This window comes from Bradyrhizobium sp. HKCCYLRH1034 (assembly GCF_051168375.1).
GTDB lineage: Bacteria > Pseudomonadota > Alphaproteobacteria > Rhizobiales > Xanthobacteraceae > Bradyrhizobium.
In genome coordinates, this window is the sequence record NZ_JBNPUW010000016.1 from 17,597 (window position 1) to 41,963 (window position 24,367).

General features: G+C 63.1%; 28 protein-coding genes and 2 pseudogenes. 12 read left to right on the top strand and 18 right to left on the bottom strand.

Translation table 11 applies throughout. The features are described 5' to 3' along the window. Positions 1 to 27 precede the first annotated feature (27 nt). From ACQR0W_RS28915 to ACQR0W_RS28925, 3 genes and pseudogenes are all read right to left on the bottom strand, one after another. On the bottom strand, positions 28 to 522 hold the full coding sequence (locus tag ACQR0W_RS28915; RefSeq protein WP_316171954.1) for a MarR family winged helix-turn-helix transcriptional regulator: 495 nt from the start codon (positions 520 to 522) through the stop codon (positions 28 to 30). Between the two features lie 237 nt (positions 523 to 759). Beyond that, positions 760 to 825: pseudogene (locus ACQR0W_RS28920) on the bottom strand (adenosine-specific kinase); the annotation flags it as partial. A gap of 180 nt (positions 826 to 1,005) precedes the next feature. Continuing rightward, positions 1,006 to 1,251, bottom strand: a complete 246-nt coding sequence (locus tag ACQR0W_RS28925) for a HypC/HybG/HupF family hydrogenase formation chaperone (protein WP_315752106.1) — start codon at positions 1,249 to 1,251, stop codon at positions 1,006 to 1,008. Between the two features lie 131 nt (positions 1,252 to 1,382). On the opposite strand from ACQR0W_RS28925, the gene ACQR0W_RS28930 reads away from it, so the two are divergent. The 6 genes from ACQR0W_RS28930 to ACQR0W_RS28955 are packed head-to-tail and all read left to right on the top strand — an operon-like array spanning position 1,383 to position 6,999. After that, positions 1,383 to 1,883, top strand: a complete 501-nt coding sequence (locus tag ACQR0W_RS28930; protein ID WP_316171955.1) for a HyaD/HybD family hydrogenase maturation endopeptidase — start codon at positions 1,383 to 1,385, stop codon at positions 1,881 to 1,883. Beyond that, the gene (locus tag ACQR0W_RS28935) at positions 1,873 to 2,292 is read left to right on the top strand and encodes a hydrogenase expression/formation C-terminal domain-containing protein (RefSeq protein WP_316171956.1); all 420 of its coding nucleotides are present in this window, start codon (positions 1,873 to 1,875) and stop codon (positions 2,290 to 2,292) included. The genes ACQR0W_RS28930 and ACQR0W_RS28935 overlap by 11 nt, the downstream gene beginning before the upstream one ends. After that, positions 2,276 to 3,349, top strand: coding sequence for a hydrogenase small subunit (locus tag ACQR0W_RS28940; protein ID WP_316187356.1), 1,074 nt, complete (start codon positions 2,276 to 2,278; stop codon positions 3,347 to 3,349). The genes ACQR0W_RS28935 and ACQR0W_RS28940 overlap by 17 nt, the downstream gene beginning before the upstream one ends. Further along, positions 3,346 to 4,005 carry a hypothetical protein gene (locus ACQR0W_RS28945; protein ID WP_316187355.1) on the top strand — a complete coding sequence of 220 codons (660 nt, stop codon included), beginning with the start codon at positions 3,346 to 3,348 and terminating at the stop codon, positions 4,003 to 4,005. The genes ACQR0W_RS28940 and ACQR0W_RS28945 overlap by 4 nt, the downstream gene beginning before the upstream one ends. Then, complete coding sequence (locus tag ACQR0W_RS28950; RefSeq protein ID WP_316164215.1) at positions 4,002 to 5,729, top strand: nickel-dependent hydrogenase large subunit; 1,728 nt, start codon at positions 4,002 to 4,004, stop codon at positions 5,727 to 5,729. Before ACQR0W_RS28945 ends, ACQR0W_RS28950 begins: the two co-directional genes overlap by 4 nt. A gap of 4 nt (positions 5,730 to 5,733) precedes the next feature. After that, the gene (locus ACQR0W_RS28955) at positions 5,734 to 6,999 is read left to right on the top strand and encodes a (Fe-S)-binding protein (RefSeq protein ID WP_315828044.1); all 1,266 of its coding nucleotides are present in this window, start codon (positions 5,734 to 5,736) and stop codon (positions 6,997 to 6,999) included. Positions 7,000 to 7,150: 151 nt separating this feature from the next. Here the strand turns inward: ACQR0W_RS28955 and ACQR0W_RS28960 are convergent, their stop codons facing one another. From ACQR0W_RS28960 to ACQR0W_RS29020, 13 genes are all read right to left on the bottom strand, one after another. Beyond that, positions 7,151 to 7,378, bottom strand: coding sequence for a sulfurtransferase TusA family protein (locus ACQR0W_RS28960; protein WP_316171960.1), 228 nt, complete (start codon positions 7,376 to 7,378; stop codon positions 7,151 to 7,153). Between the two features lie 41 nt (positions 7,379 to 7,419). Further along, complete coding sequence (gene dsrE2 / locus ACQR0W_RS28965) at positions 7,420 to 7,947, bottom strand: sulfur carrier protein DsrE2 (RefSeq protein ID WP_315828043.1); 528 nt, start codon at positions 7,945 to 7,947, stop codon at positions 7,420 to 7,422. A gap of 9 nt (positions 7,948 to 7,956) precedes the next feature. Beyond that, positions 7,957 to 8,994 carry a YeiH family protein gene (locus ACQR0W_RS28970; protein ID WP_410052581.1) on the bottom strand — a complete coding sequence of 346 codons (1,038 nt, stop codon included), beginning with the start codon at positions 8,992 to 8,994 and terminating at the stop codon, positions 7,957 to 7,959. 15 nt (positions 8,995 to 9,009) lie between these two features. After that, complete coding sequence (locus ACQR0W_RS28975) at positions 9,010 to 9,450, bottom strand: glycine cleavage system protein H (protein ID WP_315715458.1); 441 nt, start codon at positions 9,448 to 9,450, stop codon at positions 9,010 to 9,012. Between the two features lie 15 nt (positions 9,451 to 9,465). Then, complete coding sequence (locus ACQR0W_RS28980; protein ID WP_316187354.1) at positions 9,466 to 9,900, bottom strand: hypothetical protein; 435 nt, start codon at positions 9,898 to 9,900, stop codon at positions 9,466 to 9,468. Positions 9,901 to 9,938: 38 nt separating this feature from the next. After that, positions 9,939 to 10,862 carry a CoB--CoM heterodisulfide reductase iron-sulfur subunit B family protein gene (locus ACQR0W_RS28985; RefSeq protein ID WP_316187353.1) on the bottom strand — a complete coding sequence of 308 codons (924 nt, stop codon included), beginning with the start codon at positions 10,860 to 10,862 and terminating at the stop codon, positions 9,939 to 9,941. Further along, a complete protein-coding gene (locus ACQR0W_RS28990; protein WP_315752118.1) occupies positions 10,862 to 11,608 on the bottom strand; it encodes a 4Fe-4S dicluster domain-containing protein in 747 nt (248 codons plus the stop codon). The genes ACQR0W_RS28985 and ACQR0W_RS28990 overlap by 1 nt, the downstream gene beginning before the upstream one ends. 10 nt (positions 11,609 to 11,618) lie before the next feature. After that, a complete protein-coding gene (locus tag ACQR0W_RS28995; RefSeq protein ID WP_316187352.1) occupies positions 11,619 to 12,494 on the bottom strand; it encodes a hypothetical protein in 876 nt (291 codons plus the stop codon). Next, a complete protein-coding gene (locus tag ACQR0W_RS29000) occupies positions 12,491 to 13,543 on the bottom strand; it encodes an FAD-dependent oxidoreductase (protein WP_315828038.1) in 1,053 nt (350 codons plus the stop codon). Before ACQR0W_RS29000 ends, ACQR0W_RS28995 begins: the two co-directional genes overlap by 4 nt. Next, complete coding sequence (locus ACQR0W_RS29005; protein WP_315828037.1) at positions 13,540 to 14,913, bottom strand: heterodisulfide reductase-related iron-sulfur binding cluster; 1,374 nt, start codon at positions 14,911 to 14,913, stop codon at positions 13,540 to 13,542. The genes ACQR0W_RS29000 and ACQR0W_RS29005 overlap by 4 nt, the downstream gene beginning before the upstream one ends. Positions 14,914 to 14,975: 62 nt before the next feature. After that, entirely contained in the window at positions 14,976 to 15,719 is a 744-nt protein-coding gene (locus tag ACQR0W_RS29010; protein WP_315828036.1) for a 4Fe-4S dicluster domain-containing protein, read from the bottom strand. Between the two features lie 13 nt (positions 15,720 to 15,732). Continuing rightward, positions 15,733 to 16,113 (bottom strand): DsrE/DsrF/DrsH-like family protein, encoded by a 381-nt coding sequence (locus ACQR0W_RS29015; protein WP_315752123.1) that lies wholly within the window; start codon positions 16,111 to 16,113, stop codon positions 15,733 to 15,735. Positions 16,114 to 16,372: 259 nt separating this feature from the next. Next, a complete protein-coding gene (locus ACQR0W_RS29020) occupies positions 16,373 to 17,074 on the bottom strand; it encodes a hypothetical protein (protein WP_316172180.1) in 702 nt (233 codons plus the stop codon). Between the two features lie 98 nt (positions 17,075 to 17,172). Between ACQR0W_RS29020 and ACQR0W_RS29025 the strand changes: the two genes are divergently transcribed. The 4 genes from ACQR0W_RS29025 to ACQR0W_RS29040 are packed head-to-tail and all read left to right on the top strand — an operon-like array spanning position 17,173 to position 22,447. After that, the gene (locus ACQR0W_RS29025; protein WP_316164206.1) at positions 17,173 to 18,204 is read left to right on the top strand and encodes a radical SAM protein; all 1,032 of its coding nucleotides are present in this window, start codon (positions 17,173 to 17,175) and stop codon (positions 18,202 to 18,204) included. Between the two features lie 8 nt (positions 18,205 to 18,212). Then, positions 18,213 to 19,280, top strand: coding sequence for an NAD(P)/FAD-dependent oxidoreductase (locus ACQR0W_RS29030; RefSeq protein ID WP_316164205.1), 1,068 nt, complete (start codon positions 18,213 to 18,215; stop codon positions 19,278 to 19,280). Positions 19,281 to 19,335: 55 nt separating this feature from the next. After that, entirely contained in the window at positions 19,336 to 20,559 is a 1,224-nt protein-coding gene (locus ACQR0W_RS29035) for a radical SAM protein (protein ID WP_316174794.1), read from the top strand. A 16-nt stretch (positions 20,560 to 20,575) separates the two neighbouring features. Then, a complete protein-coding gene (locus ACQR0W_RS29040; RefSeq protein WP_316187351.1) occupies positions 20,576 to 22,447 on the top strand; it encodes an alpha/beta fold hydrolase in 1,872 nt (623 codons plus the stop codon). Between the two features lie 40 nt (positions 22,448 to 22,487). Here ACQR0W_RS29040 and ACQR0W_RS29045 read toward each other — a convergent pair whose 3' ends face one another. Beyond that, positions 22,488 to 22,811: an ArsR/SmtB family transcription factor gene (locus ACQR0W_RS29045; protein ID WP_315715794.1), complete on the bottom strand. Its 324-nt coding sequence runs from the start codon at positions 22,809 to 22,811 to the stop codon at positions 22,488 to 22,490. 215 nt (positions 22,812 to 23,026) lie between these two features. Next, positions 23,027 to 23,101 (bottom strand): annotated as a pseudogene (locus ACQR0W_RS29050) (helix-turn-helix domain-containing protein); the annotation flags it as partial. Positions 23,102 to 23,148: 47 nt separating this feature from the next. Here ACQR0W_RS29050 and ACQR0W_RS29055 point away from each other — a divergent pair. Together ACQR0W_RS29055 and ACQR0W_RS29060 are read left to right on the top strand one after the other, a co-directional pair. Further along, positions 23,149 to 23,781, top strand: a complete 633-nt coding sequence (locus tag ACQR0W_RS29055) for a class I SAM-dependent methyltransferase (protein ID WP_316171968.1) — start codon at positions 23,149 to 23,151, stop codon at positions 23,779 to 23,781. 35 nt (positions 23,782 to 23,816) lie between these two features. Then, positions 23,817 to 24,323, top strand: coding sequence for a helix-turn-helix domain-containing protein (locus tag ACQR0W_RS29060; RefSeq protein WP_316171969.1), 507 nt, complete (start codon positions 23,817 to 23,819; stop codon positions 24,321 to 24,323). Positions 24,324 to 24,367: the final 44 nt, after the last annotated feature.

The following is a 24,367-nucleotide window of genomic DNA, read 5'->3' on the forward strand; positions in this document are numbered from 1 at the left end:
GCCCGGCAAAATAGTCAAGCAACCTGACTATCTGGTGTCGTCGAGCGTATCGAAGCGGGCGCCGTAGGCCGACAGCCCTTGCAGGATCGCGTCCATCACGGCCTTGCCGAGCTCCTTGCGCATCTCGGCTTCGGCCACATCGACGGCGTCGCCAAACGCCTCCAGCCATTTCAGTCCGGCCGGCGTGAAGCGGACCAGTCGGGCGCGCCGGTCGCTCGGATCGGCCTCGCGCGACACCAGACCCAGCTCGACGCATTGATCGACCAGCTCGCCCATCGCCTGCTTGCTCATCGAGGCCCGCCGCGCGAGCTCGGTCAGCCGGGTGCCCTCGACGTCGAGATTGCGGGTGAGGCTGACATGGGCGATCCGCGTCCCGCCATGACCGCCCTCGGCCATCAATTGGAGGACCCGGGATTCGAACCTGCGCACCGCATTGTTGAGCAGCCGGCCGACATTGGCGTGCCGCCATGCTGTTCCGGTTCGTCGCGCAAGCGGCGCCTCGCGTGGAGATCGCGCTGTCATGTGGAAAACACCTCGTCGAATCCGGCTACGCTGGGCCAGGGTAGCAAGCGCACGCTCGTTTCACCCGATTCGTGGCGATTCGTTGCGGCGTTTCGGTAAGAGCAGCTCCAACTTTTCCGATGATCTCGGCTTGAGGGCATACGCTCGCGAAGCCACCCTGGAGAACAAAGTCGTTCAAGATGGCCGGCCTGGCTGTCTGCTTCTGAAATCGATCGATGCTTCGTCATTACCTGATCAGCGCACCAGCCGCTTGCCTGAGGCCTCGCAGAAAGCCAGCCCGAAGCGGATGCCCTGAACCGCGCCGCGACGATCGAGGCCAACGGTCCGCGGAGTCCATGCCATCGTGGCATGCAAATGCACGTCGTCGTGCTTCGGAGCGACCATGCGCGCGGCATGAAACGCCCGATCGAGCAGCGCGGCTTCGATCGCTGACGGCGTCCCCTTACGTTAGTCCGGCTGACGCAGGCGGCCCGCATGGCGCGTTCATGCATTGCCGCGCATTGCGTCTTCCGCCGCAAGCAGTTCGTCGAAGAGATCCCATGCACTCGACGCTTCGGCTTCTGACATCTTCCGGATGGCGTAACCGACATGAACCACGACGTGATCGCCGGGATCGATCGTTTCATGCTGAAGCAAAAACAGACTCACCATGCGCTCGATGCCTTTGGCCTCGCATCGCGCCATGACTCCGTCACACTCCACGACCCGCATCGGGATGCCAAGGCACATGTCGGTTCCACGCAATTACTTGGGTGCTAGATCATAGCCCGATCGATGAACTCGATTTGACGTGGATCAAGATAAGAGCATCATATTCGCTGCATAGAATATGAGGCGCCTGATCTCGCAGGAGTTCTCCTATGCGGACGCATGTCGCGGCGACCCACACGCTGGTGCTCGGAATCGGCAATATCCTGCTGAGCGATGACGGCATTGGCGTGCACGTCATTCGGGCCCTCGATGCACTGGAATGTGCGGGCGAGATACCGCATCGTGTTGCTCTGCGGGATGGCGGGACGCTCGGGCTGTCCCTGTTTTCGGAGATCGAAGATTTCGGCTCGCTCATCGCCGTCGACGCCGTGGAACTGGGCGCGAAGCCCGGCACCGTAAGAATCTTTCAAGGTCCGGAGATGGACCGGCAGCTGACGGGAAAGAAGCGGACGGCTCATGAGGTCGCGCTTGCCGACCTGATGTCGGCGGCGCGGCTGACCGGCTGCGAGCCGGCGCGTCGGGCGCTCGTCGCGGTTCAACCCGAATCCACACAATGGGGCCTGTCGCTGACGCCCGCGGTTGGCGCGGCCATTCCCACCGCATGTCAGCAGATCAAAGCGCTACTCAGCAGGTGGCACCATGACAGTTGAAGCGGATGCCGCAGCGGGGTTCCGCACCGGGATGATCGACAGCCTGCTCCGCGAGATCGCCCATCACCTCGATGTGCTTGCCAAAACCGGCGCTTGCGCGGCGATCGATCTGTGCAGCCTGCCTCTCACGGTTGCGGACCGCAGCGAATTGGAGGAGCGGTTGGGCCATGGTGACCTGGAGGCCGTTTTGACCGCAGCCGGCGTCAGCGAAATCTGGGAGACGCGCTATGCCGGCGTGTGGTGGGTTCGCCATTTGGGCGCCGGGGACAAGCTCGCCGCCGAACGCATCGAAATCACGGCGTCCCCGGAGATCCTGACAAGCCATGCGGCTGACATCGCTGCGGCCAGCAACAAACTGTCTGAAGATCTGATCGACCGCGTCTCTTCAGAGGATGCCGAAGATGCATGAAACCCAGACGATCGGCGAGCTCTTGACGCGCCGGGGCGTCTCCCGCCGCGCCCTGCTGAAATATACGACCTATCTTGCCAGCCTGCTGGCGTTGCCCCCCATGGCCGCGAAGGGCATGGCGGAGGCGTTGGCAAATACGCGGCGCCAATCCGTGATCTGGCTCTCATTTCAGGAATGCACGGGCTGTACGGAATCGCTGACGCGTTCTTTCGGTCCGACCATCGAGGACATGATCTTCAATCTCATCTCGCTCGACTATCACGAAACGCTGATGGCGGTGTCGGGTGCTGCCGCGGAAGCGGCCCGCCTCGCTGCCATGAAGGAGAACAAGGGCAAATATGTCGTCGTGGTCGACGGCTCAGTCTCGACGAGAGATGGCGGGGTCTACTCCACCAACGCCGGCAAGACCAACCTCGAGGTGCTGAAGGAGACGGCCGCAGATGCAGCCGCCGTGATCTCAGTCGGGACCTGCGCGGCCTTTGGCGGCATCCCGCACGCAAATCCCAACCCCACCGGCGCAGTTGCCGTCAGCGACATCATCACCGACAAACCGGTGATCAATGTCTCCGGTTGCCCGCCCATTCCGGAAGCCATCGCTGGCACGGTTGCGTATTTCGTGACTTTCAACAAGCTTCCCGAGCTCGACGACAAGGGCAGGCCGAAAGCGTTTTTCGGCGATACGATTCATGACCGCTGCTATCGCCGACCGTTCTACGACAAGGGGCAGTTCGCCAAGCAGTTCGACGACGAGGGAGCACGCAAGGGCTGGTGCCTCTATGAAGTCGGTTGCAAGGGGCCCGTGACTTACAATGCGTGCGCGACCGTGAAATGGAATGGTGGCGTCTCCTTCCCGATCCAGTCCGGGCACGGCTGTCTGGGGTGTTCCGAACCGAATTTCTGGGATCGCGGCAGCTTCTACCAGCCGCTTTCCTCAAACACGTTGAATGATCCGGAGATCATCGGCGGCGCCGCGGCTGCGGGCGCGGCGGTCGGGATTGCCAGCGCCTGGCTGGCGCGCCGGCGCAAACAACGAGCGGAGAGGGAGACCCTGCCATGAGCCTGCTGGATTTCGTGCGCGGGCCCGCGATCGAGATTGCAATCGCGATATTCGTGGGCGGCGTGGTGTGGCGGCTCGCGTCACTGTTGCTCCTGCCCTGGACCAACGACAGATCGGCGAAGCGAGCCGGTGCACCGCACGCCGTGGTTGGCGCGTTCCGGGGCTTCGTGCGTCACCTATGGCCCGCGAACACCTATCTGCGCGCGTCGCTGTTCAGCACGGTGAACGGCTATGTCTTTCACGTCGGCCTTGCCATCGTCGTGTTCGGACTGGCGCAGCACATTCTATTCCTGCGCGGATTGTTCGGCTTTTCATGGCCGAATTTGCCCACCGGCGTGATCTCGGCCGCGTCGGTGCTCACGCTGGCGTCGCTGCTGGCTGCGCTGGCGCGGCGGATGACGAATCCGGTCTTGAGACTGCTTTCGACGATTGACGACTACTTCAGCTGGCTGGTGACGTTCCTTCCGGTCGTGACAGGGCTGATCGCGGTGAGCCACCTATGGGCGCCGTATGAAACGCTCCTGTCCGTGCACATCCTGACCGTGTGCCTGTTCCTGATCTGGTTCCCGTTCGGCAAGCTCATGCATGCCTTCCTCGTCTTCCTGACCAGAAGCGAGACCGGGATCTTCTACAGCCGCCGGGGAGTTGAGATATGAACCAGCGCATCGTGGTCGATCCCATCACGCGCATCGAAGGGCACCTGCGGATCGAGGCGGAAACAGATCCCCAGGGCGCCATCACCGGTGCGTACAGTTCCGGCACGATGGTGCGCGGCATCGAGCTGATCCTCAAAGGACGCGATCCGCGCGAGGCCTGGGCTTTCGCGCAGCGCATATGCGGCGTGTGCACGCTGGTCCACGGCATCGCCAGCGTCCGTGCCGTGGAGAATGCGCTGGGATACGCCATTCCGCCGAACGCGCAACTCATCCGCAACCTGATGATTGCCGCACAATATGTGCACGACCATGTCATGCACTTCTATCATCTGCACGCGCTCGACTGGGTCGACGTGGTGTCGGCGTTGAAGGCCGATCCGGCGGCGACGTCGCAACTGGCGCAATCGATCTCGAGCTTTCCGAAGTCGAGCCCGGGCTATTTCGCAGATACGCAGAAGAGACTGAAAGCCTTCGTCGAAGGCGGCCAGCTCGGCATCTTTGCAGGCGGATTCTGGGGACATCCCGGATTCAAGCTGCCGGCCGAAGCAAACCTGATGGCGGTCGCGCACTATTTGGAAGCGCTCGCCTGGCAGCGCGAGGTGGTGCAGCTCCATACCGTCTTCGGCGGCAAGAATCCGCATCCGAATTTCCTGGTCGGCGGCGCCCCGTCGGCGATCAGCCTGAACACCGGCGGCACCGCCATCGGCATCGACGGTCTGCAGACGGTGAAGACCGTGATCGGCCGAATGAAGGATTTTGTCGAGCAGGTCTATCTGCCGGACACGCTGGCCATCGCATCCTTCTACAAGGACTGGTTCGCGCGCGGCGAAGGCGTGGGCAACTTTCTGACCTACGGCGACTTTCCCGAAAAGGGCATGGACGACCCGGCCAGCTGGCTGATCCCGGCGGGCGCCATCCTCAATCGCGACCTGACCACGATCCATCCCGTCGACATGAACAATTCGGAGGAAATCCAGGAGTTCGTCTCCCATTCCTGGTACGACTATGCAACCGGCAAGGACAAAGGCCTGCATCCCTACGAGGGCGAGACCAATCTGCATTACACCGGTCCCAAGCCTCCCTTCGAGCAGCTCGATGTCGGTGCGAGCTATTCCTGGCTGAAGGCGCCTCGCTGGAAGAGCCATGTCATGGAGGTCGGCCCGCTCGCGCGCGTGCTGATGCTCCATGCCAAAGGTCACGAGCCGACGCGCGAACTGGCCGGTTACGCGCTGGGCAAGCTCGAGCTGCCGCTGACGGCGATGTTCTCGACCATGGGACGCACTGCGGCGCGCGCCCTGGAAAGCAAGATCGTCGTCGACCAGATGTCGACCTGGTACGACCGTCTTCTTTCCAACATCCGCGCGGGTGATCTGAACGTCCACAATTCGAACAAGTGGGATCCCTCAACCTGGCCCGCCGAAGCCAAGGGTGTCGGCTTCATGGAAGCGCCGCGTGGGGCGCTGGCGCATTGGGTGGTGATCAAGAACAAGCGTATCGATAATTATCAGGCCGTGGTGCCCTCGACCTGGAACGCGGGACCGCGCGATTCCAAGGGCCAGCCCGGACCTTACGAAGCGGCATTGATGGATCGCCACACCCTCCACGATCCTCGGCAGCCGCTCGAGATCCAGCGCACGATACACAGCTTCGATCCGTGCATTGCGTGCGCGGTGCATGTGATCGATCCGGAAGGCGAAGAGCTGATACAATTGCGGGTGAGGTAAGGCGATGGGCGGCGAAATCGACGTCGAAGCAGCCAGCAGAACGTTCCTGGCGCGAACCGAGGGACATCTGGTCAGCTATCTCGAGGCCTGCGTCCATTGCGGGAACTGTGCCGAAGCCTGCCACTTCTATCAGGCCTCCGGAGATCCGCGGCACACGCCCGCCTACAAGCTGTTTCCGATTGCCAAGGCCTATCGCCGGCAGAAATTCCCGCTCTCGCTCTTCGCCCCCCGCGTCACGGAAGAGGACCTCAGGGAATGGGAGGAACTGCTGTTCGATACCTGCACCATGTGCGGTCGCTGCACCACGATCTGTCCGATGGGGATCGACATCGCTTCCATCGTGGGCGGCGCGCGGCAGGCCTTCGTCAAGGCGGGACTTGGACCGAAGGACCTTCTGCAGGCCGCCGACAATTCGCGCGATCATGGAAGCCCGCTGGGCGTGACGGCCGAAAAGCTGCGCGATCGTATCGAATGGCTCGAAGATGAGCACGACGTGCCCATCGCGCTCGACAAGGACAAGGCCGACATTCTGCTGACGCTCTCGTCCGTCGAGACGATGAAATACCCCGATTCCGTGGTGGCCATGGCCAAGCTGCTCAACCATGCGGGCGTTGACTGGACGCTGAGCACGAAGGGCTATGAAGCCACGAATTTTGGCTATCTGGCCGGCAAGGCGGACGTCGCCAGGATCATGGTTCAGCGGATCACCGAGGCCGCCGAGGCGGTGGGAGCCAAGACGGTGGTGATTCCGGAGTGCGGCCACGCGTTCGGTGCGCTGCGCTGGTCGGGCGCCAATATGCTCGGCCGCCCCCTGCCCTTCGCAGTCGTGCACATTTCGGAATTCATGGCGCAACTCAAGCGGGACGGCAGGCTGAGGCTGAAGCCGATCGAGGAGTCGATCACCTATCACGATCCCTGTCAGATCTCCCGTCGTGGCGGCGCGACCGAAGATGCGCGATTCCTCCTGCAGGATTTCGCGAAGGACTTCCGCGAGATGACCCCGACCGGAAATCTCAACTGGTGCTGCGGTGGCGGGGGCGGCGTGCAGGCGATCGCGCGCGCTGCCGATCTTCGCCACAAGGTATTCAAGATCAAAATGGATCAGGTCGAGAAGACCGGTGCAAAGACGATGGTCTCGGCATGCTCGAACTGCCGGCTGACCATGGACGAGAGCAAGGCCCACTGGAAGTGGGAAGGCGGGCTCGCGAGCCTGGTGGAGATCATTGCGGACCACCTGATCGAGGACGCCCCAGCGAAGACGCAAGGGTGACGTTTCACAGTCGTACGCCTTGCAGCGTGGGCAAACGGCGGCGAAACGCCGGCGGCGGAGCGCGCAGACTGCACCGGTCCCCCTCCGTTGGTTGCGGTTCCGCTCTCGGTCAAACCGAAAGGCACTCCGGCGTGGCAGAGATTGCGTAGCGTCAGGACGTTCGCCTGATCAGGAACTCGAACTGCTTGCCTTCCGACTTGGATTCCAAGAGATCATTTCCGGTCGTGCGACAAAACGCCTCGAAGTCCTTCACAGTGCCGGGATCGGTGGCGAGCACTTGAAGCGTCCCACCGATCGGCACGTCCTTGAGTGCCTTCTTCGCGCGCAAGATCGGCAGCGGGCAGTTCAGTCCCTTGGCATCGAGAACCTGGTCAGCCATCCTGTCTCTCCGTAATTTCTGGTGCTGGCTTCGTGATACATTCAAATGAACAGGTTGATGTCGCTCTTGGTCGCCGTCTCGATGTAGGTCGCAGCGCCGCCGAGCACCGGCCCCTCGATCATGTCGTCCTTGGTGTACTCGAATAGATCCATGGTCATCTGGCAGGCGATCATCTTGACTTCGGCTTCGATGGCCATCGTGCGCAACTCCTCTATCGATGCGACCCCCTTTTTCTTGATCAGGTTCTTCATCATTGTCGTCGCCGCCGCGTCGACGCCGGGGATGGCGGATACGAGATTCGGCATGCCGATGTGCATTCCAAACATCGGCATCTCCATGGCCGGATTGCCGAGCGTCGAAATCTTCAGGTCGAGATTCTTCTTGAGCAGCGTCAAGCCGTAGAAGGTGAAGAACATGGTCACTTCGAGGCCCATGGCCGCCGCTGTCGTGGCCAGGATAAAGGGCGGATAGGCCCAATCCAGCGTGCCCTTGGTGACAATCATCGACATGCGCTTGGTATTGTTATCATCGGCCATTGCATCTCTCCGTTCGGTCTCTCGCAGGCGCAACCGCGCGCATTACTGGATTCCTGCTTTCCAACGCACGACCATCAGCACGAGGACTGCGAGGAACAACGTCTCGGCGACGATCAGCGCGATCGCCCGGCCGCCGACATCGGCCATCGCCTTGAGCGACGTCTTCATCCCGAGCGCTGCGATCGCCGTCACCAGGCACCACCTTGAAACGTCCTTGATGAGGGCAAGCAGGAATGCGGGAATGACGCCGGCGCTGTTGAGCATCACCAGAACGGCGAACACCACCAGGAACCCCGGCAATTGTCGCCCGGCCTTACCGACGTGATGGGCGCGGAACACGTAGGACAGCATCACCACGACAGGCAGCAGCATGGCAACCCGGAGCAGCTTGGTGAAGGTCGCGACGTTTCCGGTCTCCTCCGACACGCTGAAGCCGGCGCCAACCACTTGCGCAACGTCGTGAATGGTGCCGCCAAGAAACATGCCGACTGCAGCGTGATCGAGATGGAATCCTGCGATCACCAGCGGATAGACGATCATCGCGATCGTGCTGAGCGCGGTCACGCCGATCACGGTAAAGACCGTGTCGCGTTCGTGCTGCTCCCCCTTGGGCAACACCGACGAGATCGCGAGCGCCGCCGACGCTCCGCAAATCGCCACAGCCCCGGAGGTGAGGATTCCGAACCGCCGGCTCAAACCCATGGCACGGGAGGCCAGCGCGCCGAACAGGATGGTCAGGATCACCGCGCCGACGACCGTGATCACGGGCGTCGGACCGAGCTTCATGATCTCGGCAATCGTGATCTGCGCCCCGAGCAGGCCGACGGCGACGCGCAGGATGTGCTTCGAGGCGAGTTCGATGCCGGCAACACAGCGCCCCTCCTGCGACAGGAAATAGAAGGCCATCCCAAGCAGCAAGGCGAACAGCATGACCGGCCCGCCATAGTGCTCGGACAGGAAGGTTGCAGCGATCGCGATGATCAGACTGGCCAGGACACCCGGGAAATAGGTCGGCAGCGACATGAAGGCCGCGAGGCCGCGACTTATCATCGATGTCCTGATTGCGACGGTCTCAGTCACGGCCTATCCACTTCCTTACGCGCAGCCAGCGAAATTCTCGGCAGCCATCTTCGCTTCGTAAGGGGCGGCGGCCGCCGTGCCCGGCACGAGGCCGGCCTTGGCAGCAGCCCAGTCCTTCGGGCGCACCTTGACCATCCATCCCTCGCCATATGGGTCCGTATTGGCGAGCTTGGGCGCTGCGCTCATTGCATCGTTGACCTCGACGATTTCCGCATTGAAGGCGACCTTTGCCGGGCCGACCCACTTGCCGGATTCGATCGTGGCGCAGGACTTGCCCGCATCGACCGACCGGCCGGCCTTCTTTGGTGTGAAGGCGACAAGCTGACCGGCCATGGCCGCTGCCACAGCGGTCATCCCGAGCGTCACGGTGCCGTCGGCGTTCTCGCGATACCAGATGTTGTTTTCGACGTCGTAGAGGAGGTCGTCGGGAAGGTTGCAGCCGCGGACGATGGGCATCGTCTTCTCCTTGTCTCAAACAGTTTCGTTGGTCTGCATCGATGCATCGAGTTGACGTAGCGTCCGGGACGCACAGCAGAAGTCGCCGAGCCCGGCCACCTCCAGCTTGCCTCCGATGAACAGCATAAGGTGCCGCGCGACCATGGCGCCCAGCCGCAGCCGCCGGGCGACCTCCGCGTGGCCAGGCTCGAGGCGCACCAGATTATAATGATAGACGAGCTCGCGGCATGTTTCGCGGCATGCGTTGAAGCTTGCATCGCCGCGCGCACCCTGCCGATGCAGCGCCAACAGGCGAAACGTCTCGACCTTGCGATCGGTCGCGATCTCGCCGTGCGCAGCGAGCCATGTTTCGAGAATCGTTTCGCCGAGCTGCAGCAACTCCTCGGCAAGCGGCGCGGCGGCCGCCGAGAGTGCGGCATCGGACGCGGCCAACATGCCGTCGAGCCGCATCGCGACGTTGTCGAGGCTCGTGATACCGATATCCGCCATCAGCCGAGCCCCCGCGCACGCAACAGACCGGTCGAATCCGAGAAGTTCTCCTGCACGCCGACCCTGCGCGCCGACAGCCCGAGCGCCATGCCGAGGAGCTGGGTGAAGTACAGGATCTTGACGCTCGTCTTGCGGCCGAAGACCTTTTCGGCGCGCACCTGATGCATTTCGAGCCCGGTGTGGCAGGTCGGGCATTCGGTGGCGATCACGTCCGCGCCGCAGGCCTCGGCCGTCGTGAGCAGGTTGAGAACGAGCTTGGTCGAGGTGTCACTGTCGGACAGCGTGTGAGCGCCGCCACAGCATGCCGTCTTGAGGGGGTACTCGACATTTTCGGCCCCCGCCGCGGCCAGCAGGTCGTCCATGAAATGGGGCTTGGAGGTCGATTCCGAGCCGGGCCCCTTGTCCTTTTCCGGAAAGATGTGACGCGGCCGCGTGTACATGCAGCCATAGTAGTTGGCGACCTTCAGGCCCTTGAGCGAGTTCTTCACGCGTGCCTTGAGGCCTTGTTCGCCGACCGATTCCTCGATCCAGTCGAGCGCGTGAATGGTCGTGACCTTGCCGGCTTCGTAGGTCGCGTGGCCGGCCTTGCGCGACAGTCGGTCCGTCACCTCGCGCGACGCGGGATCCTTGGCGAGGTCGTATTCGGCCTTCTTGAGATTGTGATAGCAGCCATTGCACGGCGCCATCACGGTATCGAACCCCATCGCATCGGCGATCGAGAGGTTGCGGGCCGACAGATAGGTCTGCAGCTTGGGATCGATGTTCTTGACCTCCATGGCGCCGCAGCAGTTCCAGTTCTTGAGCTCGACCAGATCGAGGCCGAGTGCCTTGCCGACCTCCTTGGTCGAGCGGTTGTAGGCGTGCCCGGTTCCTTCGAGCGCGCAGCCCGGATAGTAGGCGACCTGCTTGTGTTTGTCGCTCATCACTCAGCTCCCTGAACGTCCAGCCGAAGCGCCTTGCGGGCAGCTGCTTCGCACTCACGGACATACTCGTCGATCGCGAGGCTGGCGCCCCGCCATCCGCGCGTGCGGGGACGGATCACGCTGGCAAGTCCCAACTTCACCAGGAGGCCGACCGGCAATCGGCTGGCGAGACTGCGTATCAGTTCGACAAGCCAGCCCTGCGACAGGGACTGCCCGGTCCGCGCGAAGAACCGGCGCAGCACGCGGCCTTCCTCGATCTTGCCGGTGGCGAAGACCTGCTCGGAGAAGACCTCATCGAACGCGGTGGACGGCTTCTTCTCCGTATAGCCCTTCAGCTCCAGCCAATGTGCCGTGGCCTTCATCACGCCTTCCGGACTGACGTCGCGCGGACAGGCATAGGTGCATTTGTTGCAGGAGACGCACTGCCAGATGATGTCCTTGTCACGCAGCAGCTCGCTTTCGAAGCCCATGCGGATCAGGTAGATCCAATAGCGCGGGTTGAAGTCGGGATTCACGGCGTTGATCGTGCAGGCATTGGTGCATGAGCCGCATTGCCAGCAGCGGTGGATGAACTCGCCCCCCGGGAGCGCCGCGATCTCCTCCTGCATCTGCTCGTTGTAGTCGGTGATGGCGCGCGAGGTGATGAACGTGCTCCAGTGCCCGGAGACATCGACGCCATCGATTTCCAGGTGTTCATGCGTGACGAGGTTCTCGGGCCGGATCAGCGATTTTTCGTGAATCGGCATGGATGTTCCCTCATTCGCTCAGCAGGCGGGGCTGCCCGAGCACATAGGCCCTGCCATCGATCAGCTTCAGGCGGGTGCGCCCCGACTCGGTATCGACCGCATCGAGTCCCAGGAGACGCCGAGTATGTGCCATCGCGTCTGCCTTGAAGCCGCCGCAGAAGTCCGCGTGCAGGAACTGGCCGCCCTTGTCGTTGATATAATTTGCATAGGTGTGGGCGCAGAGCAGATCGACGTAGAAGGCCAGATCGCGGAAGACACCGTTCGCCTGCAGGAAACCTTCGAGCTCCTCGCGTAGCATCGTGAAAGTGGCGAGGCCGTCGCCGACGGCGATCGTACCGGCCTCGGCATCCTCGTCGTACCATATCTCGCGCAACACGCCGGTATTGACCCTGGCGTCCCACATCCAGCGCGTCATCAGCGGATAGCGGTCGGGCGCGGTGAAATGAAGGACCTCGGCGGCAAGATCGCGCGACCAGCGGTGCTCGCGATCGGCTGGAAAGCTCGTGACGAACGCGGCGACGCGCTGGTCGGTGGTGCCGAGATCGGACCATCCGCGCAGCAGGGCCTCGAGCCTGCCGCGCATCGCCACAAATCCGTTGCGGCCGAGCCACGCACCCACACGCCGGCGCACCGGCGTGATGAACGTGGCGAGGTCGCAGAATTCGGCCTCCGTCAGCTCGCTGACCCGCCCCTTGCCCAGCACCTCCTCGAACAGCGAGGCCTTGAGCGCGAGCGCTCCGACATAACGCTCGACGCCGCCGGTGTCGTCGGCGGATTCCACGAGGTTCTCGAACGCCCGCCGCAGCCTGGAGCCGGACAGATCAAGCACCGGCCGCATCGGCTCGGCCCCCGCCTTGCCTCTATGGCTGGTGATCGGCCACATCACTCGGCCGCTTCCATCATGGCGCCGCGGACCAGGGTCAGCGCGGCCATCGCTGCCGACTGGCCCTGTGCGATGGAATCGTCGATGGTCTCGGGCCCGGTCGCCGCGCCGGCGACGAAGACGCCGGGCCGCGAGGTCGCCGATGTGTTGGAATAGACCGATGCCTTCTGGATATGGCCGTGCTTCTGCAGTTTGACGTCGAACACCGCCGACAACGTCATGTTGTCGACATTGGGATCCATGCCGATGGCGTGCACCACCATGTCGAACGGAATCGAGATCGGCCGCTTCACCAGCGTGTCCTCGCCCTTCACGATCAGCCGCCTGCCGTCCGATGTCACTTCGGCGATCCGCGCCTTGATGTATTTGACCCGATGCTTCTCCTGGCTTTCCCAGTAGTAGAGATCTTCGTAGAGGCCGAAGGTGCGGATATCCATGTAGTAGATATACACGTTGCACCGTGGCACCGCCTCGCGGATCTCCATGGCAATGTTGGCGGAGACCGTGCAGCAGATCTTCGAACACCACTCGCGACCGATCTGGCGGTCGCGCGAGCCGACGCATAGCAGGATCGCGACCCGTTCCGGCTCGCGTCCGTCGGACGGACAGCGCACGCCCGTGCCGGAGGAGAGCATCTGCTCGACCTGGGTCGTCGTGACCACATCAGGGTAGGTACCGAAACCCCATTCCGGCTTGTTGACGGAATCGAAATGCGTGAAGCCGGTGCACAGGATCGCCGCCCCCGCCTCCAGCACCGTGCCATCCGACAGCGTCACGCGAAAGTCGCCTGGGCTGCCCGAGAAGGCCTTCACCGTGACGCGCCTTCGGATCTCGATACGGCTGTCGGTTTCGACCCGGCGCACCATGCCACCGATGGCGTCCTTGGCCCATTCGCCGGACGGCACCAGCTTGGCATAGCCCGACTGGATCGGCGCGCCGCCGAGCTGCTCCGCCTTCTCGACGAGAACGACGCGCTGGCCGGCCGCGGCCAGCGCATGTGCGGCGGAAAGCCCCGACGGCCCACCGCCAACGATGAGAACGGGACAGGTCATGATGCGGCTCCTGACAAGGTCGCCGTCGGCTTGACATAGCCTGGGCCCGACGTAATCGCGCGTTTGGGGTCGTAGAGCGTCTCGATGCGGCCGGCCTTCACTTCATCGAGGTAGGCCTCGAATTCGGCTTTGGCTTTCTGCCAGTCGATGCCGAGCTTCTCGAGCAGCCCCTCGAACGGCGAGGCGTGCCAATGAAGCTGCGCGAGCTTGTATGGATGCGCACCGAGGGCGAGCGCCGCGAACTGGCAATCGGCCATGACTGGCAGCGCGTAGACCTTGTCGACGGCTTTGCCGATCCACTGGTTCTTGTCGAGCGTGGTGATGCAACCCGTGTCGTGGCCGATCATGACGTCCGCCCGCGCCTCCTCGACCGCGACCCTGATCTTGCGGTCGATGGCGAAGGAGCGGGTGAACTCACGTTCGCCAATGATATGACGAAAACCGAAGCCGCAGCAGTCGTACCAGGTGGAGTAGTCGATCACCTGTGCACCCAGCGCCTGCATCAGGCCGGTCGATACCGCGACGCGATTGCCGTCCATGACGGTGTCGTCATAGATCACGTCTTCCGGAACCATCTTGTAGACGTGACAAGCCGGATGAACGGTGGCGCGAAGGCTGCTCACGTCTATGACCTGCCGCTCCCGGATGCGATGACGCATGACGTGCAGCCATTCGGAATAGTGCACGATCTCCTCGGGGATCAGCAGCTTGCCGTCGACCAAGCGGCCCAGCTTGCCGAGAATCTTCTTCACCTGCTCGCGCAGTTCAGCCGAATGCATCAAGAAGATGCGCATCTCCTTGTAATTGCCGAACGACGTGCCACAGTGGACCAGCGGGAAGTAGGTTCCGACCGGCAGCCCCTGCGCCTTGGCCGACATGTATGCCTGGTGGAAGTTGCGCAGGAAGACGGCGGCCAGACTGACGACATTGCCGACCCCGGAGCCGTGATAATTCCAGGCGGTGCAAGAGGTTTGATCGGTCTCGTCGAGATAGCGCACGCCGAGCTGGTTCATCAGCCACATCACGCTCGACGGATAGCCGGGGATATTGCCGCACTGTCCGCAGGACTTGTGCTGCCAGAGGTTGGTGGTGGGAATGCGCTTGTCCCAGCCGTACAGCGTGCGCGCCACCACCGGCTCGTGGCGCTCGTCGATCCGATGGACGACGATTTCGCCGTCCTTCTCCAACTCCCACATCGCGTCGCGGATGTCGTGGACACGCTCCTTGTTGGTCAGCATCGAGCGACGGTCGATCCGGGTTTCCACCCAGGCCGTCGCTGTCTGCGCCTCGCCCGGCGTCAGATTGGAAGGGCGCCACTCCGCGCCAAAGCCGGCGTAAGCCGACTGACTGTCACTGCGCTTTTCGTCCATCGTTTCCTCCGTCGTCCACCGCAGCGATTGATCTCGCCGTCTGTTGTGGTCATCTCAGCGGCCTATTCTTCCTGATGCTCTTCTAGCCACTCGTTGTACTCCTCGCGCTTCTCATCCATCACGTCACTGACGACATCGAACAAATTCTCGTCGATCGTCTCGAGCTGATCGAGCACGCCGGTCGCCTCCCAAATGGTGTAGAGTTCGACGGACGTCTTCAGGTTGACCTCCCAGGCCGTGTCCATGGTGTGCATGGTCGGGACCGGAATGGCCTTGCGCAGGATATTGAGCGGGGCGTCGACCTTGGCGACGTTCGGGCCCCAGTCGGGAAACGCATCGCGCGTGATCATGTTCGGCGCGAGCTGGTTTCCCGTGGAAATGACCTTCAGAAGCACCCGCGAGAACGGTCGCAGTACATCCTTCGCCGACTGCATGCCGTGCTTGATCGCGACCTCACGCATGATCATGACGAGCCCGCCCGGCGAATTTTCGAACGGACAGCGGGCCGCACAGGTGTAGCACTGCGCGCAGGACCAGATCTTCTCCTGCATCGCGTCGTAAATGCCTTCGAGATTTTCGGTCCACAGCAGCTGGACGATCTCGCGGGGTGAATAATCGTAGTAGTGAGCCGAGGGACAGGTCGCGGTGCAGATGCCGCAATTGAGACAGCCATGCAGCTCATGATCGTAGAGGACGTGCGAGCGAATGTCGTCGAACACCTCTTCCAGCTTCTCGTAGGGAACGACCGGCGCCTCGGAGACCGGGTCGCCGATAGAGGTCAGCTCGATTGAAGCTCCGCTCGTCATCTGGCGGCTCTCCTCAGTAGGTCAGCACCTTGGCATTATCGTTTTCCATCACCTCTTCGATGACCTTTGCACCCCCGACGATGCCCTCGCATTCAGGGATCAGGTCCTGCTCGGTCATGTCGAACAGATCGAGGTTCGGAGAGCAGCAATAGAACTTCACTCCCGCTCCGTGCGCGTCCTTGATGAAGTCATAGACGGTTTTCGGAGACCCGGGCTTGACCACGAGCTTCTCTGCCACGCCCTTTTTCATGAGCTGCCCCGACGTCGCGGTACAGACGACCTCCACCTCGTAGTCCATCGCCGCGGCAACGGTGGCCTGGAAGAACGGCGCGCCCAGTTCCTCGCCGTTGCGAGGATCGGTATTGACCATGATGATGATGAGCTTTTTGGCCATTCTTACGATGTCCTCCCGATCATCTGCTATTGAGCGTGCGCAACGCACATCGACACACGAGCGTGCACAATAAGTTTATCTTGAGGCGCATCACCTTGGAGTTGATGAAGATCAACATGCCCAAGAACCGAAGTCCTGGGTGAACAACAAGCTCACATCGAATTCATCCAATCCGTCGGACGAACGCACAAAACATATTCCATTTTTTGAATGACATCTATAGGCTGAAGAAAATAATTCGTTGCTCGGGAGAACGGTCCTACGGGAGCGGCCGCATCAAATGCGTCGACTCGATCAAACCAATCATCAGCGGTCCGAGCGCCGTAGCGATCTCGCGCTGCACCACGCGCAGGTCGGCGAGCGTTTCCGCCGTGCGATCAGGACATTCTTCGGATTCCATGATCAGATCCTCGATCATGGCCGACTTGATTCCGGGATGGCCGAGGAACCCGAAGCAGTTATCACGAAGCTGAAACACCGCCGGCTCCCCCGCAGCGTCGATCGCGAGAACACGGGCATCGGCCGGCAGCACCGGGCGATCGCGCATGTAGATCGCGACGGGAAAGGATTGCGGCAGATGACCGCCGAGCGCCGCGGGATCGACCCGTCGGGCCGTCTCCACAACGAAGCGGAGCGGAGCTTCCTGAGTGCCGCCGCCGCACGCGGTTGCAACTATGCAGCTGCCAGCTCCGATGCCGATGACGGGCAGGTCGCGCGCCAGGAAATCCTGTACCAACCGCAACTCGGGCCCAAGGCTCGGAAGCAGGTTGCCGCTGACGACTCCGAGCGGTCCGGCGCCAAGAACAACGAGGCCGTCAAAATCCCCGGCCGTCGCAGGTATCGATCCTCCGGCCGTAAACGGCCGGCAATAGCGAAAGCCGACGTTGCGGCCTTCGAACTGGTCTTCCATCAAGCCGAGATAGTCCGCCTCAAAATGCTGCAAGACGCAGAGTGTCTTCATGGCGAACCGCGACAACTGATGAGGCATCAATGACGGCCGAAGCCGACGGCGGACCTACAATATATATGTTTTTTCGCATATGAAAAGCGAGGAACGCAATGGCGTGGTATGAGAAGCTGCAGGAGATCGAACCGCTCGACGACCTGCGTTTTGATCATGGGCTCGTCGATGCACTCGAGGCGGCAGCCCGTGAGCGCGCACTCGGACCGATGCGGTTCTACACGCCGACGTTCCGCGCCTATGCCAGCGAGGAACTCAAGGGCTGCGGCAAGGCGAGTTTTCCCGCCTTTTCCATCACCGGCGGCGCCTGTGCGCTGAATTGCGATCACTGTCAGGCGAAGATCCTCGAACCGATGATCGCGGCAACGACACCGGACGAACTCGACCGCAAGGTGCGCGATCTCATTCTGCTCAAGGATCTGCGCGGGTTCCTGCTCTCAGGCGGATCCAACCGGCGCAACGAGGTTCCGTACGATCGCTTCTATCCGACCATCGAAAGGCTCAAGCGCGACTTTCCCCATCTGCGCATCGCCGTCCATTCCGCGTTGCTCGACGAACGGCGCGCCAGATCCATGGAGGCCGCCGGGGTCGACGTCGCGATGCTCGACGTGATCGGCTCGGAGCAGACGATCCGCGAAGTCTATCACCTCGACCGTCCTGTCGCGGATTTCGAGGCGACGCTCGCCGCGCTCTCAGGCACCAAGATGCAGGTCGTGCCACACATCGTCATCGGTCTGCACTATGGCCGGCTACTCGGCGAAGCAACCGCGCTGGACATCGTTTCGCGCCACCCGGTTGCCGCCTTGATCCTGGTGGTGGTGACCCCGATCTATGCGCCGCCGGATCGGCCCTTCGCCACGATATCCACCGACGACGTGGCGAAGGTGCTGGTCGCCGCGCGGCAACGGATCAATCACGCGCCGGTTCAACTTGGCTGTATCCGCCCCGCGGGCCGCCATAAGCTGATGACCGACGCATACGCCGTCATGGCGGGATTTGACGGTATCGCCTATCCCGCGGACGGCATCGTAGCTCTCGCCCGCGCCATCGGCCGGCCGGTCGAGCAGGAGCATGCCTGCTGCTCGATCGCGCTTGACGGCCTCGCCGGACGGCGGGCTTGCGCAGCCTGAGGTGCACGATGAACGCCGAGGCAGCGGATATCGTCGTCGTCGGACTAGGACCGGCCGGGAGCCGTGCGGCTGCGATTGCCGCGAAAGCCGGCTACCGCGTCGTCGCCGTCGATCGCCGGCTCGAGGCGGGTCGCCCGGTCCAATGTGCCGAGTTCGTGCCCGCCATGATCGAGCGGGACATTCCGAACATCACGGCCGTCGCCGAACAGAAGATCACGCGCATGCTGACCTTCACCGAAGCGACGGATTGCGAGGAAACGCCGGACTTCCGCGGCTGGATGATCGATCGCGCCGCCTTCGATCGAATGCTCGCTGATGAGGCGGCGAATGCGGGAACCGCGTGCCGATACGGCACCTCCGTGGTTGCCATCGATATCGACGGCACAGTTCATACGTCCGATGGTCTTGCCCTGAAACCGCGCGTCCTCATCGGCTGCGACGGCCCTCGCTCGCGGGTCGGCGCGGCCATCGGCCAGACCAATCGCGCGCTTGTCGATACGAGGCAACTGACCGCGCCGCTGATCGTGCCGCACGATGCCACGGATATCTTCCTGAGCGCCGACTACCGCGGCGGCTATGGCTGGCTGTTTCCCAAGGGCGCCGTGGCCAATATCGGCGTCGGCATCATGATAGAGGACCGGCGGCGACTGAAACCGATGCTCGCCGCGCTCTTCGCCTCGCTGTCGGCATCGCGCCGCATCGGAACGCGCCCGTTCGCGTTGACGGGCGGGGCGATACCCGTGGGCGGCAGGGTGGGTTCGACAGGCCGGCTCGGCGCAACCCAGGTGTTGCTGGCCGGCGATGCGGCAGGCCTGACCAACCCCGTGACCGGCGCCGGCATCGCCTCCGCCGTGCAATCGGGGGCACTCGCCGGGCACGCCGCGGCAGACATGCTGTCCGGCCGCAGCGGCGCCCTCGATGACTATGACGAAGAGCTCGGCGACATTTTCGATGCAGCCTTGAGCCGGGCATTGCTGCGACGACGGCAAGTGCTGGCGCACTATGGCGACGGCCGTCGCCCCGACGCGACTGCGCTCGCCGAGGGGTGGATCAGTTCGCCGAACTATTGGGCGTGAAGATGCAGGATCAGGGGAGGACGTCATGAGCTGTCTCGAAGGACCGACGCATCCGGTGCCGAATTTCCTCACCGGGGAGACGCGCACCTTCAACGCGGCCGAAGCCATGCGGCCGCGCGCGCCCGGCGCCGTGCCGGCGGAAGCACGCAACGGCGGGCGCGTGAGAGCGCAGGATGTGCGGCCGGTCGGCACGTACCTGCCGAACGACAATGTTCTGACGCCGAACATGCGGTCGCCCGAGTACGTGCAAATGTCGACGGCGGCGGCGATCACCCTCGGCATCATGAACGGCTACATGCATCGCACCAGTTGCACCCGTTGCCTGAACCTGCTGCTGACCTATCCGGAAGGTTGCCGCGCCAACTGCGCCTATTGCGGGCTTGCGCGCCATCGCGAAGCGGAGCGCAACTATGCCGACCGCAACTTCATTCGGGTCGACTGGCCTGCGGTGCCCTACGACCAGGTGATTGACATCGTTGCATCGGGCGGCGACGGCGGGCGCTTCCATCGCATGTGTATCAGCATGATCACGCATCCGCGGTCGGACCAGGACACCCGCATTGTCCTGCGGAAATGGGTTGAACGCATCAGGCACGTACCCGTGTCCATCCTGTCCAACCCGACGACGATGACGCGACTGGATGTGCAGGAGCTCAAGGATCTCGGCGCCGAGATATTTACGGTCGCGCTCGATGCAGCCAACCCGGTCATCTTTGACCGCACCCGCGGCCGCGGGGTTCAATCGCCGCATAGCTGGGACAAATATTGGGAGATCCTGCTGGCCGCCGCCGAGATATTTGGCCCGGAACGTTTCGGCGCCCATCTCATCGTCGGGATGGGCGAGAGCGACCACGACGTTCTCTCGCAGGTGCAGAGAATTCGCGACCTCGGCGGCCACAGCCACCTGTTCGCGTTCTTTCCCGAACAAGGCTCGTTGATGGATCATCTCCCGCCGGCGCCGCGCCCGCAATGGCGACGCATCCAGCTCGCCCGGTATCTCATCGACTATCGAAGCCACTCCCTGCAGCGCATGCGTTTCGACGAGCGCGGTCAACTCGTCGATTTTGGTCTGCCGCAGGACGAAGTCGACGCGATCATCGACGCGGGCGTGGCCTTCCGCACGTCCGGCTGCCCGGGCAAGGAGGCCGCCGATGTGTCCGCCTGCGACCGCCCCTATGGCGACTCGCCGCCGCGCGACATTGCTTCATACCCTTTCAAGCCCGATCGCCGCGACATTCGCCACGTGCGCAGCCAACTCCGGCGCGGACTACCCAAATAACCGGGAGGAAGATGCGATGGCCAGCAGCGCCAAGTCATTTCGGGTCATCGACACCGGGATTCGGGGCGGACGCGCCAATATCGCCTTCGACCAGGCGCTCATCGACGCTCACAAGGCACGGCGGATTCCCGATACCATCCGCTTCCTGCGGTTTCGTCCGTCGGCGCTGGTCGGAATCCATCAGATCCTGAGCCATGAGGTCCGGCTCGACTATTGCCGGAGCAAGGGAATCGAGATCGGCCGGCGGATCACGGGAGGCGGAGGTCTTTATCTCGACGAGGGTCAGATCGGATGGGAGCTCGTGTTCGGCCGCTCCAGCCTCGGCGCCATGAATCTCACCGAAACGACACGCCGGATCTGCGAAAGCGTCGCACTCGGGCTCAACAAGCTCGGCGTCCCCGCGCGCTACCGCCCGCGCAACGACATCGACGTCGACGGCCGCAAGATCAGCGGCACCGGCGGCTTCTTTGACGGCGATACTCTGTTCTACCAGGGAACACTGCTGATCGACTTCGACCCCGAGCAGATGATCGCTGCGCTCAAAGTGCCGGTGGAAAAGCTCGCCAAGCGCGACCTCGCCTCGGCCCACCAGCGCGTCGTCAGCATGCGCGAGATCCTCGGCGACAAGCTCCCTGATCTGGCCACCATCCAGCGAGGCTTGCTCGACGGCCTGGCGGAAGGCCTCGGCATTGTTCCGCAATGGGGCCAGGCGTCGATGCACGAAGAAGAGCTCGCCGACCAGTTGTATCGCGACGAGATCGGCCGCGACGACTTCGTCGAGATGGTCGACGCTCCCGAGGTGGACAGCTCGCTGGTCAGTGCCACTCTGACGCGGCGCGGCGGCAGCCTGCGCGCCGATATCCGCCTCGAGGGGCCAGACCGCAGGCGAATTCGCGAAGCCCTGATCACGGGCGATTTCTTCGTCACACCGCCACGCGTCATCTTTGATCTCGAGGCGGCGCTGCGCGGCGCCGAACTGGCCGATGCCGGATCCCTCGTTGAGGACTTCTTCTCGCGCACGTCGGCCGACTTCGTCAATCTCGGCCCGTCGGACATTCGCGACGTGGTCGTCGCGGCGGCGCGGCAGCTGAGCTTCGTTGCGGCCGGCCGGAGGCTTCGCGGCCATTGGCTCGTGGCGACGCGACCGGAACGTCCGCCGATCGTCCTGCTGCATGACGCCTTGGGCTGCGCCCGGCTCTGGCGCGATTTTCCCGAGCGGCTTGCGGCCGCGACCGGCTGCTCCGTCCTGGTGTTCGACCGCTGGGGCTCGGGTGACTCGGAGCCGCTCGAGCCGCCCCATTCGCGGCAATATCTGCTCGCCGAGGCTCTGGATGCCCTGCCCGAAGTGCTACGGACGACCGGAGCGCGGCGCCCGATCCTGGTCGGACACTCCGACGGTGCTGCGATCGCGTTGACGTTTGCCGGCGCGTTTCCCGATGAGGTCAGCGGGGTCGTCGCGATCGCCCCTCACCTCTTCCGCGAACAGCGGACGGTTGACGGCATCGCAGCCCAGATCAGGGACTTCGAGCACGGCGACCTGAGGGCGCGGCTCGCACGGTATCATGGCAGCAGAACCGATCATCTTTTTGGCCGGCTGGTCGATGCTTGGACTGGGGAAGAAGCGCGCGACTGGGGGATCAAGCCCTACGTTGGACGGGTTCGCGCCCCGGTGCTGGCTGTTCAGGGCAGCGAAGACGAGTTCTTCACGCATATTCAGCTTGAGACGCTCCGCGCCCTCGTGCCAGCCCGGATCGAGACCTGCGTGCTGGAAGGCTGTGGACATGCGCCCCACCAACAGGCGACCTCCGCGGTGATAGCCGCGGCAGCCGGGTTCATCGATCGAGTGACCGCAGGAAACACAGTCGCCGCCGTCCCCGGCTCCGCCTGACGGACGATCTCCGCGGGCAGCGAGACTCCATCAGCACCACCTAGCAGAAAGCGCGATAGAGAGCGGACATGACCTCGATCACTTCCGGCCGCGAGACCGAATAATACACGTTCCTGCCGTCCCGGCGCACCTTGACGAGATCGTCCGCGCGCAGCCGGGCAAGTTGCTGCGACACCGTCGGCTGGCGGAGCTGCAGCGAATCCTCAATGCTGCTGACGGACTTCTCTCCGTCAAGCAGCAGACACAGAATGGCAAGCCGCGCTTCGTGCGACAGCGCCTTGAGGAATTCGCTTGCCTTGTGAGCCTTCTCGAGCAACGCGTCAGGCTCGAGCGAAGACCTGCTGCGTGCGCGCTTGGTTGCCATATTCGTCCGCATATTCCTCAATCGACCAATTCGGTCCGTTACATCGGCGGCCACGGCGCCATGCCGCAAGGCCGCCCCGTGTTGCTATCACTTTGGCGAGACGATAACAAACAGGCGGTCGAGCCTGTGCCAGCGCGGTTCGTGCGAGACGGTATCGAGCCGCCGGCGCGATCGTCCCCTGCTCACGCGCCTGCCGCGTCTGACGGGCTGATGAACTACGATCCGGCTTCCAGTTCACCTAACTTGCGATCAAGGGTTCGCAGGCTGATACCGAGGAGCTCGCAAGCTCCTTGCGGCTGCCAGCAACACGCTTGTCATCTTCAAAGTGGGACCGCCGATGGTCACGAACGTACCGCCAGACACCGGCGCCGGCCGCTGGAACCGACGATTCGAAGGCGATGATTTCGTTTTCGGAACCGAACCCAATCAATGGCTGCGCCGCCATGTCGGCACGTTCCCGTACCGCAGTCGCATTCTCTGCGTCGCCGACGGAGAAGGCCGCAACAGCGTCTGGCTCGCCCGGCAGGGATTTCAGGTCGACGCCTTCGACATCTCGGAGGTAGGTCTGGCGAAAGCAAGCAAACTTGCCGCGTCAGCCGGAGTCAGCGTGAACTACCAGCTTGCCGATTGCGACGGCTTCGCGTGGCCAAGCGCGGCGTATGACGGCATCGCGGCGATTTTTGTGCAGTTCGCCGCCCCGGATCTGAGGAAACGGCTGTTCGCGCGCATGATCGCAAGCCTGAAGCCGGGCGGGACGCTGATCCTGCAGGGCTATACGCCCAAGCAGTTGGAGTACAAGACGGGCGGCCCTTCCGCCCTCTCGCACCTCTATACGGAAACCATGCTCCGAGAGGCGTTCCGTGAGTTGGAGATCATCGAACTGCGCGAATACGAGACGGAGCTCAGCGAAGGCAGCGGCCATCACGGCCGCTCTGCGCTGATCGGAATGGTCGCGCACCGGCCTTCCTGATCGCGCTCTGCTGGTCCCCGGAATTGATCGCGCGCATGCGTCGCGCATTGTCGAGAAACGATCTCTACGACCGACTGTCGACCTTTCCGATCCTTCTGCCGGCATTGCGCGAGCGCGCCGCTGATCTACCGCTTCTCGCCGCAGCGCTGCTTGCCCGCGTGGCGCCGGAGCGAAGGCTCACCTTGTCCCAGCCGGCACCCGAGCGGCTCGAGGGCGACGCCTTGCCGGGCAATGTTCGCGAGTTGCGCAACGTGTTGGAGCGCGCGGCCCTGCTCTGCGATGACGATGTCATCTCAGCCGCGACGATCGAGCGTGCTCTGACGCTGCGATCGCCGGACATTGAGGGACGCGACCGGGTGCAGCGAACCGCAACAAAGCTGGCGCCTGCTGACGGTGAGAACCCGCCGTCATCGAAGGAGCGCGAGGCGCGAGCGCTTCGGACCGCCCTGTTGACGCATCGCGGCAATCGAGAATCGCTTGCAGAATCCCTCGGCATCAGCCTGCGCACGCTTTACCGGAAGCTGAAGGAATTGGACGCTTGATGAAGCGCTGTCGTCTGCCGCGGCGAAATGCTCACGAATAGCCG

What these genes read in the sequence shown, in the direction of transcription:
- ACQR0W_RS28915 (WP_316171954.1), bottom strand. Translation starts at nt 522, where the DNA reads ATGACAGCGCGATCTCCACGCGAGGCGCCGCTTGCGCGACGAACCGGA.
- ACQR0W_RS28925 (WP_315752106.1), bottom strand. Translation starts at nt 1,251, where the DNA reads ATGTGCCTTGGCATCCCGATGCGGGTCGTGGAGTGTGACGGAGTCATG.
- ACQR0W_RS28930 (WP_316171955.1), top strand. Translation starts at nt 1,383, where the DNA reads ATGCGGACGCATGTCGCGGCGACCCACACGCTGGTGCTCGGAATCGGC.
- ACQR0W_RS28935 (WP_316171956.1), top strand. Translation starts at nt 1,873, where the DNA reads ATGACAGTTGAAGCGGATGCCGCAGCGGGGTTCCGCACCGGGATGATC.
- ACQR0W_RS28940 (WP_316187356.1), top strand. Translation starts at nt 2,276, where the DNA reads ATGCCGAAGATGCATGAAACCCAGACGATCGGCGAGCTCTTGACGCGC.
- ACQR0W_RS28945 (WP_316187355.1), top strand. Translation starts at nt 3,346, where the DNA reads ATGAGCCTGCTGGATTTCGTGCGCGGGCCCGCGATCGAGATTGCAATC.
- ACQR0W_RS28950 (WP_316164215.1), top strand. Translation starts at nt 4,002, where the DNA reads ATGAACCAGCGCATCGTGGTCGATCCCATCACGCGCATCGAAGGGCAC.
- ACQR0W_RS28955 (WP_315828044.1), top strand. Translation starts at nt 5,734, where the DNA reads ATGGGCGGCGAAATCGACGTCGAAGCAGCCAGCAGAACGTTCCTGGCG.
- ACQR0W_RS28960 (WP_316171960.1), bottom strand. Translation starts at nt 7,378, where the DNA reads ATGGCTGACCAGGTTCTCGATGCCAAGGGACTGAACTGCCCGCTGCCG.
- ACQR0W_RS28975 (WP_315715458.1), bottom strand. Translation starts at nt 9,450, where the DNA reads ATGCCCATCGTCCGCGGCTGCAACCTTCCCGACGACCTCCTCTACGAC.
- ACQR0W_RS28980 (WP_316187354.1), bottom strand. Translation starts at nt 9,900, where the DNA reads ATGCGGCTCGACGGCATGTTGGCCGCGTCCGATGCCGCACTCTCGGCG.
- ACQR0W_RS28985 (WP_316187353.1), bottom strand. Translation starts at nt 10,862, where the DNA reads ATGAGCGACAAACACAAGCAGGTCGCCTACTATCCGGGCTGCGCGCTC.
- ACQR0W_RS28990 (WP_315752118.1), bottom strand. Translation starts at nt 11,608, where the DNA reads ATGCCGATTCACGAAAAATCGCTGATCCGGCCCGAGAACCTCGTCACG.
- ACQR0W_RS29000 (WP_315828038.1), bottom strand. Translation starts at nt 13,543, where the DNA reads ATGACCTGTCCCGTTCTCATCGTTGGCGGTGGGCCGTCGGGGCTTTCC.
- ACQR0W_RS29005 (WP_315828037.1), bottom strand. Translation starts at nt 14,913, where the DNA reads ATGGACGAAAAGCGCAGTGACAGTCAGTCGGCTTACGCCGGCTTTGGC.
- ACQR0W_RS29010 (WP_315828036.1), bottom strand. Translation starts at nt 15,719, where the DNA reads ATGACGAGCGGAGCTTCAATCGAGCTGACCTCTATCGGCGACCCGGTC.
- ACQR0W_RS29015 (WP_315752123.1), bottom strand. Translation starts at nt 16,113, where the DNA reads ATGGCCAAAAAGCTCATCATCATCATGGTCAATACCGATCCTCGCAAC.
- ACQR0W_RS29020 (WP_316172180.1), bottom strand. Translation starts at nt 17,074, where the DNA reads ATGAAGACACTCTGCGTCTTGCAGCATTTTGAGGCGGACTATCTCGGC.
- ACQR0W_RS29025 (WP_316164206.1), top strand. Translation starts at nt 17,173, where the DNA reads ATGGCGTGGTATGAGAAGCTGCAGGAGATCGAACCGCTCGACGACCTG.
- ACQR0W_RS29030 (WP_316164205.1), top strand. Translation starts at nt 18,213, where the DNA reads ATGAACGCCGAGGCAGCGGATATCGTCGTCGTCGGACTAGGACCGGCC.
- ACQR0W_RS29040 (WP_316187351.1), top strand. Translation starts at nt 20,576, where the DNA reads ATGGCCAGCAGCGCCAAGTCATTTCGGGTCATCGACACCGGGATTCGG.
- ACQR0W_RS29045 (WP_315715794.1), bottom strand. Translation starts at nt 22,811, where the DNA reads ATGGCAACCAAGCGCGCACGCAGCAGGTCTTCGCTCGAGCCTGACGCG.
- ACQR0W_RS29055 (WP_316171968.1), top strand. Translation starts at nt 23,149, where the DNA reads ATGGTCACGAACGTACCGCCAGACACCGGCGCCGGCCGCTGGAACCGA.
- ACQR0W_RS29060 (WP_316171969.1), top strand. Translation starts at nt 23,817, where the DNA reads ATGCGTCGCGCATTGTCGAGAAACGATCTCTACGACCGACTGTCGACC.